The sequence below is a fragment of the Nocardia caishijiensis NBRC 108228 genome (assembly GCF_001612825.1).
GTDB lineage: Bacteria > Actinomycetota > Actinomycetes > Mycobacteriales > Mycobacteriaceae > Nocardia > Nocardia caishijiensis.
In genome coordinates this window covers 1-10,888 of record NZ_BDBE01000002.1, presented here as the reverse complement: position 1 = coordinate 10,888, position 10,888 = coordinate 1, and the positions used below count along the sequence as shown (strand labels likewise).

Here is a 10,888-nt window from a genome sequence, read left to right as displayed (position 1 = left end):
AGTTGTCAAGCAGTGATACCCCCGGCCGGCTGGCATATGCCCTGGTCAGAACCGCTTTATGGTGTAGTCAACATGTGCGGTGCGGGGGGATGAGTTGAACCGACGGGGTTCGCCATGAATCGAGTACCGGCGACCGTTCCAGACCACCTGTGACTGTGCCCCCAGCTCACCGCCGGGGTAGTTCACCAGGCGTAGGCGTAGCTGTTCCTCGGTCTGGAATCCGACCGCCTGATCCTCATCACCGATCATGAGCGTGTTCGTCTGGATCACGGCCCGGCACGGTACCCCGACCTTGCTCGGTCGGGTCACGGTGTTGCCGTCAGCGTCGGTGGTCGTTTCCTCGGGGTAGACCACCACGGACTCAGTTCCTCGGCGTAGCAGACTCATTCGGTCACCCACCCATCCCGAACGACGATCCGCCCGAGGTGTAGCCGCCGGGCAGATTCGGGACCATCTGAGCCATACCGAACCGAACGCCGAGTGTCTGCCACTCGTCGCGGGTGATCTCCAGGCGACCCGACGCGGACTCACGACCGCGCATATAGGTGTAGTTGCCATCGGTCTCCGACTGGATGCCCTCGGGGTTACGAACCACCCGAGTGACCGCGTCCGCTTCGATCTGCACCACATCGGCGGTGTCGACGGTGCCCGCTGCGATCTTGTCGGCAAGGTCTGGCACCCGCCGCAGGATCATGCGCTCGGCATCGGCCAGGCGGGTAGTCACCAACGTTGTTTCATCCGGTGTCAGAGCACGGCCTAGCCGTGTCTGCACATCCGAGGGCGTTGCATACGCCATGTCAGTTTCTCGTCTCTCCAGGGTGTCTGTCCCTGGGTCGTAGTCGTGCGGCCCTGAGGGCCTGTCGTCGTGCCACGCCATCGCGTGATGTCTTCCGGCGGTGGCACCCGGTACACACCGCCCTGAGGTTCGGTAGCGAGTGGTCATCCCCTTGGATGACGTGATCCACCTCGGTGGCGGTGTCGGAACACTCCGGGTCGCGGATCTGGCACCTACGGCCATCCCGCCGGAGTGCCTGGGACCTACGCCGGGCCCAATCCGGCGGTAGTCGGTCCTTCCGGGTGGAGTTCTCCCAATTACTCGGCATTCAGCCACCCCGATATAACCGCCCGAGGGTCGACCTCGGCCATTTCCAGGACCTCGGTTGTCTGTGTCTGTTGGCCGCCCTCGGCCACGATCCACGCCGAGACAGAATCGAACCATTCCCCTAGTGAGCCCTGGGCCGACCGGTATTCGTCCGGGAGACGGGCAGCCAGGGCCGAAGAATCGTTACTACGGTGCTTTTTGGCACCCCTACGATGTGTCATCGGTGCCCCCAACGAGCCGCAGCGGCCTTTTTGGCCCGCTGGATACGCTTTTGCGAAGCGTCCATTTCCTCGTCGGTTTCTTCACCCTCGGGGAGTTGTAGCGACTTGAGCAAAGTCGTTAGTAGTCCACGCTGAGCGCGTACCTCACCGATCAACGGATGAATTGTGAGCTGACGTGCCGAACCGAGCACGGTAAGCGGCTCACCCTCGGCGGCCGACTCCAATTCTTCGATTCGATCCGACACCTTGCAAGCGTGTTCCAGGATCGCGAGCTTATGCGGCTCACCGTCCATCCAATAATCGGTTAGGACCGTGGTCCATAGACGCTTACCGGCGGGTCCGAGCCCGGCGGGATGCTTGGGAATGCTCAAAATGCCCTCCTTCCGGGCGTGAATTACCGCTGAGCAGCGGTTTGTCTAAAAATGAGGAGTAATGCTATTAGCATCGGATGGCAGATCCGCATTACCCTACGATCCTCAGGCCACGGGTGGGGATAACCCCCGTGGGAGGGGTGGCACATCTACCTCGGAGAATCCCGTACGGGTGCCCAGCGTCCACGCTCACGCATGAATATTGCTGGACCACCCACCGCACCAGCGACGCTGTGAAAGTCGCTTAGAATCGCATTCAGGGATAAAGAATCAATGCGAATCGTTGGATCATTCGCAATGTGTCATTCAGACACTGAGAATGTCATTGGTTCGAGCGAAGCGAACGGATCATTCGGATCTGAATCGACAACAACTGTTGTTGTGTCATTCAGCATCGGAGGATTCCAAGCAGGCTCAGGCTTGCGGCGGATCTCATCCACATACGAACCTACTTCGAGGTTCGGCGGTGGCATTGGTTCCCACTGCTCGACTACCTCGGGTACGCCCTCGGTATCTCCAACGGAGTTAGTACCCCCCGAGGTTTCTTCGACCTCGGGTAGTTTCCCTACCTCCTCGGGATCTTCTATAGCTCCCTCGGTATAGATACTTGGAGTAGTAACCCTAGGGGGGTTACTTAGAGTAGTTGGAGTATCACCCGTGACACTCTGGGGTATCACCGGTGACACTCTAAGGGTGTCACTGATGACACTCTCAGGTTCTAGGGTGTCATGGGTGACACTCTGGGGGATCTCTAAAATGTACTCATTGGCTCGGCCGGTGCGACCCTGCCGTGTGATCTTCAACCACCCGGCGGTGCAATTCGCCTTAACGTGTCGCTTCACAGTGGCGACACTAAGCCCGGTCATTTCCGCCAGCGTTTCATACTTCACGTAGAACTCCCGAGTGTTGAAGTCGGCAATTGTGAGCATCGCGCCCATGGTCGCCTTGGAGTCGGATAGTGACTTATCGCCATTGCGGAAATATGCGGTACTCCACTGGAAACAGTTATTCATCGTGTGCCTTCCTGGGCATCACGGGGGTACCAGACCCCCGAAGGATTAGTTTTCGTTCGTTAGCGGGCCATTGAGGGCCCCGTCTTGGATCTCGTGCCACTCGTGGGCCGATATGCCTAGCCGATCCCTGGCATGAACCCATGCCGTGGTGTGGCGGTCGCGGTATTCGGTTACCGCGTCGCTGAGAACGACCAGCGAGAGCCACAGTTCGTTTGACTCGGTGCCGGTACCCATCGCACGGCATATCCGCTCGGTACGTTCGAACTCATCAACAATCGTCCGGCACAGCATTGAGCAATACTCGCGGCCGGGGGTGCGTCGTTTGGCGCATCCATCGCGTTTGCAATGCGGGATACTTCGTCGTCGGGACATGGCAGGCTTTCGGGGGTATGCGGATGTACCCCGGACCCGTAAAAGTCCGGGAGAATCGAATCTAGAGGGGTAAATGCTGGCCGGCCTCGGGCCCAAACAGGGCCGAATCCGCGGGGATCGAATAGTTTCGTCACAGGTGACGATTCCCGGCCAAGGGGGCGACCATTACAGCCGCCCCCGAGGTCAGTTATTCAGCCGATCAGGCAGCGTCGTACAGACGGATCAGACCCGAAGGATTCACGAACCCGAAGCCCACACGCGCGGTGGCGCGGATCTGGGTAGCGTCCTCGGCGAACGCGACATCGCCCGAACGCTTCACAGTGGTACCGGTACGACGAACAGTCATGATCTGTTCCTTATCCAGGCCCCACGCTTCGCCAGTAGCGACAGCGTTGGACACGAGCACCGGAACACCCGCGACGGTCACGCCGTCGCCGACGCTATCGAGCAGACCCATGTTCGAGCCGGTGCCCTGCTTCGCGAGCGAGAGCGCGAGAGCGACCGCAGGCGACAGAACAAAGTGACTCAGCTCGGCACCCGCAACCTGGGCCGTGTGCTTAGCCATGTGGAACGGGTCAAGGTTCGCGATAGTCGCGCCAGTGTCCACGGTGGAGTACGCCACCGACAGCAGACCCGAAGCGCCGTTAGTCACGGTGTTGCCGAAGAACGCGGCGTCAATCTTGCGGGCGATGTCGCGGGCCAGGCCCTTACCGATCTGGTCGGCAACCGCCGGGTTCGAGTCCGACAGGGACTCGTTCGACATCTGGGTACGACCGGCCATCTTGGCAGGGGTAACCACGATCTCATCCGTGTTCGGATCAGTCAGAGGGATAGTCGCGTTCTCAGCGACCCAGCCGGTAGTCGGATCGGCCTTGAGCAGAGGGAACCGAATCGTCTGCATATTGGTCGGAACAATGGTTCCGGCCTGGAATGCAACCGACTTTGCTTCCACAGTGAGGTCTACGAGCTTGCCGTAATCCTCAGGGGTCCAAGCCTGGGGCAGATTCGAGTTAAGAACGGTCATTGTGTGTCCTTTCTTGGACATGACAAAACCCCCGATTCACCAATTAGGTGCGGGGGTTTCGGATGAATTATTGGAATCCAGCCGGCACGGCCTGAGCTGGGGTTATTGCGGCACAGCCGCGGTGAGGTCGGTACCTCGTTTATCTGGAATCGCCACGGACGATTCAGAAAGTCTTAGGCGTCGAATACGCCGTACATACCCGGCGGTGTATCGCCACCGTCGAAGTCGGGACCGTAGGCCAGGCTTCCCCATGTAGGTAGGCGCTTTGCCGGGGCATTGTTACCCGCCCCCTGGGTGACATCGGTAGCGCGCTGGCGAATACCGATACCAGGGCGCATCTGGACAATTTCCAGGGCCGCAGCGTTGACCGCTTCGGTATCCACGCTGCCATCCTCGGTGAGGAAATCAGCCAGTGTCTTACCCGAGAGGGTGAGTAGGTCAGCCGGTGCGCTCAGGTGCTTACCGGCGGTGTTCTCCAGCTCCCGACTCTGGTACGCAGCGATACGGGCGGCCAGAGCGTCACGCTCGGCGCGGGCATCGTTCCGCTCGGTGCGGTACTTGGCCTCTCGGTTGCCCTTAGGGGCCACCTCGGCAGGATTGTCCTCTGTCACCTCTGGGGTGACCTCTGGCATATCAGTCATTCGTGTTCTCTAGTTCTGTAATGCGGGCCTGGGCGGCCCGTAGCTGGGTTCGGTACTTGGCGCATTCTGCGCGCAGGTCCGATAGCTTGGCCTGCCACTTGACGCGCTTAGAAGCGGACTCGGTACGTAGCCGCTTGATTTCTTCCTGCCACTCGATAGGCAGTTCTGAGAATTCCACTGTTGTGCCTCCTGGGCATCAAACCGGCACCTAGCCGGTGTTCTGAATCTGTGCCAGCGTCCGGGGTGGAATGCTGGCGGGTGGTTCTGGGCGTGTGTATCGCCTCATCCAAAGGTCACGGTCCGGCGTGACCCAATCAGGCATGTTGTCTGCCCATGCGGTGTATGCCGCTTCTCTGTCCTCGGGTGTCCGGGCGTTCCAGTGATCGCCCTGGTACCAATTCACGAATCCATCCGGTCGGCAACCGGATCGTTCTCCGGGAACCATGCAAAGGTGATCATGTCTAGTTCCTCATCCACGATCGTGGTTGCGTTGGTCGGCACGGTCCAGATCCGTTCGGTGTTGTACATGAGCTCTCCAGGCACAGAAAAGCGGCCTGTGTGGGCCGCTGGCGGGTTTTTAGGCGATTGGGGTACTTGGGGTTACCCAAGAATCCCGGACGCTGCGATACGGCGTCGTGCATCTTGGCAAGCGGTTCGATACCGCTTTTGTGCCTCTCGCTGACAATGGATACAGCGACCATCCGGGCGGCGGTCCTGTGGACCATTGTGGATGTGGCGGGTGCATCGTGGCGTGGGCATGGTTGGTCACCTCCGATCAGATATGGCTAGCCGATGCGTACAAATAGAAGGTGGCAGGCTCAATGCCTGCCGAAGCTTGGGCCGTTCGCCTATGGCTAAAACGAACGGCGGTATCCCGGACTCCAGGTCTCGGGGCCACGGTCGAAAGGATTTCCGTGGCGAAAGGTGGTCAACCAACCGAGGTAAGAAGACCCTCGGCCAGATCGTTTCCAAGCGACCTGTACCACCTAGCTATGGGGGCGGGGAGCGCTGACGCTTCGACCCATCCCTTAATTAGTAGGTGCAATTCTCTTTACCCCTACACTCGATAGTAAAAGATGGGAACATCATGCGTGGTCAGGGCAGGGGTTATCTACCATGCATTCCGAGCACTTTCGACGTGCGCGGACCTTTCGCATTCGGGCCCTTGCCCGATCGTTGTGCGCTTCGCTTGCGGCAGTAGCGCACCCTAGGCACCGGGAAGGCCAACGGCCGATATTCGTGGTACCGGTCCAGCGGTACCGGGAAATATCCCGACGGGTGGTCACCAGACCCGAGCAATCCTGACACTTGCCGTAGTAGACACGGCATCCCCAGAACTGAACTACACACCCGTACTTGGTGGTCCAGGTGTGGAAAGCATTGGGATTTTCATCCCGGTATACGTCGACCTTGTTCCGCACCTTCTTGGCGTCGTGGTGCGACAGTGGCATAACCGCGTTGGCGCGGTCCTCGGGGGAAATCATCGGCAGGGTGAACATTTGATTCCTTCGGGTTGTGACGAACCTCATACTTAGTGGCGACCTTTTCGGGTCGCCGAGGTTGTCTTTGCTGTTCTCTGGTCGGCCGCTATGGCTGGATCTATGCCAAGTGCGAAGGGGTCAGGATTTATCCCCCTCACACCTGCCGGGGGAAAATCTTGTGGCCCCGAGCACGGCATAGTCCAGACATCTACAGAGACAGCGCCGAAGGCATCGAATTGCCTAATAGGAAATCAGGAACCAACCGGTTCCGAACTAATTACACCTACTGAGCTGGCCGGATACGGCGATAGAACACGACTCAACCGGTCCGCACATAGAAAAACCCCGCATCGTGGGCGGGGTTCCTCTATGGGTATTCGATTGGCAAGCCAGACTGTTTGAATGGTTGACTCCGGGATGGTACCTACCCGGTAGGGTCACGCGAATGATGGAACAGGGTTGGGTCGTAGGTATCCGTGGTGAGGCCGGGGAGCCGCCCCGTGTCTGGCTCCCGATCGGTGACGGCACGATGGAAACCCGCGATGAGGCCGAAGAGATGGCCGCTGAGATGCGGCAGATTCGGCCTGATACCGACTGGTGTGTCTATGAGGTCCGAACTCCGCAGGACTGACCTACTCGGGCCACCACACTGCCGCAGCGAATACGGCCAGCGGTAGCCCTATCGCTACCGCCCAACCGAGCAGGATCAACTTGGCCGCGCCGACTCGGCAGCGGTAAGCCACGCGTCGATGTTGTCGAGGGTGCCCACGCACACCACACGCCACGGGTTCGACAACTGCCAGCCCTCAGGGCAAGGGCGAATCGACATCGACCGCCGGGCGGCCCGGTCGACTAGCGGTTCCAACTGCTGACGAATCGCGCTCACGATCCCCTCCTGTGTCCGTGGGTTCCACCCCCGGCGGAGACTCTGAGTTCATCCGCCGGGGGCGTTGTCAAGGATTGTCCGCATCGTGAGGCGAAACTGTCTACCTTAGGCATATCTGCCTGATCTACCGTGATGGGTACGAGCGGCATACAGCCGCCACGCCGAACACCCTGGGAGGGGTTCAGTGACTACGACAGGCGATGTGATCCGGCGTCGTCGGAAGCAACTCGGGCTCTCGCAAGCTGCCCTAGCTCGACTCGTTGGGGTGGATCAAAGAACCATCGGCCGGTACGAGTCCGGCGACACGGTCCCGGACATCATCGTTGGTACGAAACTTGCTGACGCACTTGGTGTTTCGGTTCACGAACTAGCCGGGCAGGCTAGTCGGACACTCGACCTCGCAGGCGATTGGACGGCGTCGTGGCAGACGTGGGGCGACACCGGCGAACGGGTCGATACCCACGGCCTGAGCGTCACTCAGGATGGATCGTTTCTGGCCCTGGACGGTGCCCGTGCCCGTCCCGTGGAAGACGGTTCGTACACCTGGACCGGAGAGCTACGACTCTTCGATAACGAGTCGTTGATCGGCTGGTACGTCGCGACCGAGGGCGCGGTACGCAGCAAAGGGAGCATGTACTTCGCGCTGCACCCGCAGGGGCTTGCGATGGCCGGATCGTGGGTAGGGCAATCCGCGGCCGGTCTGGTGATCCGTGGGTGGGGTGCGATCACGCGCCGGGCCGAACTGTCAGAGCCGTTGGTCGACCTACTGCGGTCGACTCAGGGAAACTTGCACGCATGGCCGAACAGCTTGTAACCATCACGATCACCGCCGAGTCTGCCGATTGGCTTGCGGAGTTCACCAAGGGACTCGTCAAGGACCGCCTTGCAGCGTGCGGGAACATCATCCCCGGCGTCCGAAGCATCTACGCATGGGAAGACGCGGTGCAGGACGACCCCGAAGCGCTGGTGTTGATCCACACCCGCGCCAGTTCCGTTGACGAGATCATTCGGCGCGCTGGCACCGAGCACCCGTACGACACCCCGCAGGTTCTGGCGGTGCCCGTGGTGGAGGCTCACGACGGCTACCGCGAGTGGGTCCTTGCTCAGACCGATTGAGAATCTTAGTTAACTTAATCGGAGTTTCCCCAGGTTGCGGGATCTGGGGGTTCTCCTTATATACGTGCGAGCGAAGTTCGATTCGCTAGGGTCTTGACATCTCCAACTGATCGGAGTATAAGACGATCGGTCGGATTCCGGGGCCCCAGAAACATGCCTGATTGGCTCTGTGAGCCACGTTCACCCCACTGCGCGATAAGTTGTGTGGTTTCAGGGATTGAGTCCGCCAGAATCGACGCCAGGCGGGTCTATCGAGTTTCGCCAGCTCAGAGCGGTTTGTGTCACCCTCGCGGGCGCGGGAGACCAGGAATCTTTTTGACTCTCTCGACCATCGGGGAGAGAGATAACCCAGGGGCCCCTTAGGGGGCCCTGGGAATAACTAACTAACCAACCCTTCGGGGGGTTGGTATTAACTCTTATCCAGGGACCTAAAGTCCCTGGTAGAACTATGTTTCCAGGACCCTCAGGTCCTGGTATCAAGTATTCATCCTGGGCCCGTAAGCCCAGGTGGGGACATGATTCCGGGCCCAGTGGCCCTGAAACGAGACCAGGGGCCCGGACTCCGAAGAATCCGAACCCCTGGGAACCGCGGTTAACTTAGACCGGTAGGCAGGTCAACTCAGGTACTCGATGTTGACCCCCAGAGCCGCCAGGGTCTCTGTGATGAACTGGTGAGCCTCGACAGACCGACTCAGCCGGTCGGGGGACACGAACCGAACCGTGTCGCCGCGCTGCACCACGTCGACCAGTTCGACCCAACCGGCACCATCCGCGCGCCACGTCGAAGTGTCGAAGTACACAACCGAGCACCCGGCGGCCTTGAGCTGTTCCACCTGGTCGGCCAGCAGCGCGCCCCGTGCGTATCCGTAGATCACCATGTCACCCCCCGATCTTGCTCAGTAGTTCGTCAAGGTCGTATGCGGTGCCGTCGGGGCCGGTGAGGGTCACGCGGGTGCCGCGTACGTCGATACTCTGGATACCCACCGATTCTGCGGCGGTAGATGCGTCCTGCATCGACTTGACCAGACCCACCGGGCGAAGGTGCTCTATCAAGTCGCTGAGGCTGCCTAGTTCCATCTCGGCTGAGTCCAGATGGTTCCGGCCGTTCGCCATCGCGGAGGTACGGAACCGCACCTGTACGTTCATCCGGCGTAGCCACGAATTGCGTGTGGTGGTGTCCTGAGCGGCCCACCACGAACCGAACGTCTCGCCGGTGCCCACGTAGGTGTACCCCGCCGGAACGCGCGGCTGAGACTCCAGCTCAGTTTGCCGTTCGGCGAGAGCCTGGATATTCGAGTCCAGGGCCCGGCGCTGGGGCGTACCCGGCCGGTACGCGGGTGAGCCAAGCTGGCCGGTCAGGTCGACCAGCTGAGCGTTCAGTTCGTCGAGTTCCGCTTGGTTGTCGGAACCGGGGTTCCAGCTGCGTTCCAGCCGCTCGGACTCACCGAGCAGGCCGAGAATCTGCGACTCGACAAGTTCGTCTGCTGCTGCGAGGTCGATGGAACGATTGGTACACCGACCGGTGGTCTTCTGGGCCGAAGCGCATCGGTATTTGGGCTTGCGGCCGGGGCCGCCCTTGAGCCGCCACGCGGGTTTGTCGCACACCCCGCACTCGATCACCCCGAGCAACAGGTTCTGAGCCCGTTCCGAGGGCTTGCCCTTGAGCTCCCGGCCCTCTAGGGCCTTGATCACCTGCTCGTGTTCCTCGCGGGTGAGGATCGGCTCAGCCCGGAGCACGGGCGAACCGTCCGAGCGTCGAACCACGGTCTCGGGACCATAGATCTTGTTGCCCTTGGCGTTTCGGAGCGGCTTACCCGTCGCCGGGTCTAGTTCGGCCTCGCGGGTGACCGCGTATCCGAGCATCGCTTGCGACTCAAGCGCACGCTTGATTGGACTAGTGGCCCATGCGTACCCCGTGACCGGCCGACCCTGGTACTCGGCGAACCGGTCGCGGGAAGTGAGAACCTTACGCGCGGTGAGATCCACCGCGATCGAACGAACAGGCTCACCCGCGATCACGCGGTCTACAACCTCACGGATCACCCCGACCTGTACGGGGTCGGGGTACAGCTTCCACTCGCCCGAGTCCGACTTGCGGGGTAGGTACCCCCACGGCGGTATCCCGCCGCGCCACTTCCCGGCGGTGTAGTTGTGCTGGAACGTGTTGGTGTTCCGCTCGCGGATGGCGTCCAGCTCAAGCTGGGCCGCCATGCCAACCATGGCGATCATGAGATCTGCGAACGGGGAGGTCATGTCAAAGTGTGGTTCGGTCGCTGACACAATCACCCTGCCGTGGTCGCGGGCATGATTGACCGCGTCCTGTAGGTACCGGACCGACCTCACCAGGCGGTCCACCCGCCACACGACGATCACATCGAACGGCGTCGGTTCGTGGTTGTCGACGCCGGGGGTAGCGGTCTCGACATACTCACCTTTGAGCCACCGACCGAGGTTCGGCCGGTCCATCGGGTTGGTAGACCCGGAGATGTCCAGGTCTTCGGCTACGCCTACAACGTCGTACTCGCGCTGGGTGCACAGTGCGAGACAGTCGTTGAGTTGGCGTTCGGGTGAGGTGGTGGCGTCCGTGACTCGCGAGAGTCGGATAACGATCAGTGCCCGCATTCGTCTAGTAGATCTCATAGGGATGACTGATACACAACC

At 60.7% G+C, this 10,888-nt stretch carries 12 protein-coding genes; 2 read left to right on the top strand and 10 right to left on the bottom strand.

Annotated features, from left to right (window positions below; genetic code table 11):
* Nucleotides 1-45 precede the first annotated feature (45 nt).
* The 8 genes from NC7_RS00495 to NC7_RS29900 form a co-directional block, all read right to left on the bottom strand.
* Entirely contained in the window at nucleotides 46-270 is a 225-nt protein-coding gene (locus NC7_RS00495; RefSeq protein WP_157101782.1) for a hypothetical protein, read from the bottom strand.
* A 121-nt stretch (nucleotides 271-391) separates the two neighbouring features.
* Entirely contained in the window at nucleotides 392-796 is a 405-nt protein-coding gene (locus NC7_RS00490) for a Gp19/Gp15/Gp42 family protein (protein ID WP_067977562.1), read from the bottom strand.
* A 1-nt stretch (nucleotide 797) separates the two neighbouring features.
* A complete protein-coding gene (locus NC7_RS28250; RefSeq protein ID WP_084457690.1) occupies nucleotides 798-1,103 on the bottom strand; it encodes an HNH endonuclease in 306 nt (101 codons plus the stop codon).
* A gap of 216 nt (nucleotides 1,104-1,319) precedes the next feature.
* On the bottom strand, nucleotides 1,320-1,694 hold the full coding sequence (locus NC7_RS00485) for a hypothetical protein (RefSeq protein WP_174550176.1): 375 nt from the start codon (nucleotides 1,692-1,694) through the stop codon (nucleotides 1,320-1,322).
* A 302-nt stretch (nucleotides 1,695-1,996) separates the two neighbouring features.
* Complete coding sequence (locus NC7_RS28805) at nucleotides 1,997-2,623, bottom strand: helix-turn-helix domain-containing protein (protein ID WP_157101781.1); 627 nt, start codon at nucleotides 2,621-2,623, stop codon at nucleotides 1,997-1,999.
* Between the two features lie 655 nt (nucleotides 2,624-3,278).
* Entirely contained in the window at nucleotides 3,279-4,103 is an 825-nt protein-coding gene (locus NC7_RS00475) for a phage major capsid protein (protein WP_067977558.1), read from the bottom strand.
* Between the two features lie 173 nt (nucleotides 4,104-4,276).
* Nucleotides 4,277-4,744 (bottom strand): hypothetical protein, encoded by a 468-nt coding sequence (locus NC7_RS00470; RefSeq protein WP_157101780.1) that lies wholly within the window; start codon nucleotides 4,742-4,744, stop codon nucleotides 4,277-4,279.
* Between the two features lie 399 nt (nucleotides 4,745-5,143).
* A complete protein-coding gene (locus NC7_RS29900) occupies nucleotides 5,144-5,272 on the bottom strand; it encodes a hypothetical protein (RefSeq protein ID WP_255285029.1) in 129 nt (42 codons plus the stop codon).
* A 2,023-nt stretch (nucleotides 5,273-7,295) separates the two neighbouring features.
* On the opposite strand from NC7_RS29900, the gene NC7_RS00460 reads away from it, so the two are divergent.
* Together NC7_RS00460 and cutA are read left to right on the top strand one after the other, a co-directional pair.
* The gene (locus NC7_RS00460) at nucleotides 7,296-7,925 is read left to right on the top strand and encodes a helix-turn-helix transcriptional regulator (protein ID WP_084457685.1); all 630 of its coding nucleotides are present in this window, start codon (nucleotides 7,296-7,298) and stop codon (nucleotides 7,923-7,925) included.
* Entirely contained in the window at nucleotides 7,907-8,227 is a 321-nt protein-coding gene (gene cutA / locus NC7_RS00455; protein ID WP_067977551.1) for a divalent-cation tolerance protein CutA, read from the top strand. The genes NC7_RS00460 and cutA overlap by 19 nt, the downstream gene beginning before the upstream one ends.
* A gap of 614 nt (nucleotides 8,228-8,841) precedes the next feature.
* On the opposite strand, the gene NC7_RS00450 is transcribed toward cutA, so the two are convergent.
* Both NC7_RS00450 and NC7_RS00445 read right to left on the bottom strand, forming a co-directional pair.
* Nucleotides 8,842-9,105 (bottom strand): recombinase family protein, encoded by a 264-nt coding sequence (locus NC7_RS00450; RefSeq protein ID WP_067977549.1) that lies wholly within the window; start codon nucleotides 9,103-9,105, stop codon nucleotides 8,842-8,844.
* A gap of 1 nt (nucleotide 9,106) precedes the next feature.
* A complete protein-coding gene (locus tag NC7_RS00445; RefSeq protein ID WP_067977548.1) occupies nucleotides 9,107-10,849 on the bottom strand; it encodes a recombinase family protein in 1,743 nt (580 codons plus the stop codon).
* Nucleotides 10,850-10,888: the final 39 nt, after the last annotated feature.

Excerpts from the sequence above, each read along its gene's own strand:
- NC7_RS00490 (WP_067977562.1), bottom strand. The coding sequence starts at position 796 with ATGGCGTATGCAACGCCCTCGGATGTGCAGACACGGCTAGGCCGTGCT.
- NC7_RS28250 (WP_084457690.1), bottom strand. The coding sequence starts at position 1,103 with ATGCCGAGTAATTGGGAGAACTCCACCCGGAAGGACCGACTACCGCCG.
- NC7_RS28805 (WP_157101781.1), bottom strand. The coding sequence starts at position 2,623 with ATGCTCACAATTGCCGACTTCAACACTCGGGAGTTCTACGTGAAGTAT.
- NC7_RS00475 (WP_067977558.1), bottom strand. The coding sequence starts at position 4,103 with ATGACCGTTCTTAACTCGAATCTGCCCCAGGCTTGGACCCCTGAGGAT.
- NC7_RS00470 (WP_157101780.1), bottom strand. The coding sequence starts at position 4,744 with ATGACTGATATGCCAGAGGTCACCCCAGAGGTGACAGAGGACAATCCT.
- NC7_RS29900 (WP_255285029.1), bottom strand. The coding sequence starts at position 5,272 with ATGTACAACACCGAACGGATCTGGACCGTGCCGACCAACGCAACCACG.
- cutA (WP_067977551.1), top strand. The coding sequence starts at position 7,907 with ATGGCCGAACAGCTTGTAACCATCACGATCACCGCCGAGTCTGCCGAT.
- NC7_RS00450 (WP_067977549.1), bottom strand. The coding sequence starts at position 9,105 with ATGGTGATCTACGGATACGCACGGGGCGCGCTGCTGGCCGACCAGGTG.
- NC7_RS00445 (WP_067977548.1), bottom strand. The coding sequence starts at position 10,849 with ATGCGGGCACTGATCGTTATCCGACTCTCGCGAGTCACGGACGCCACC.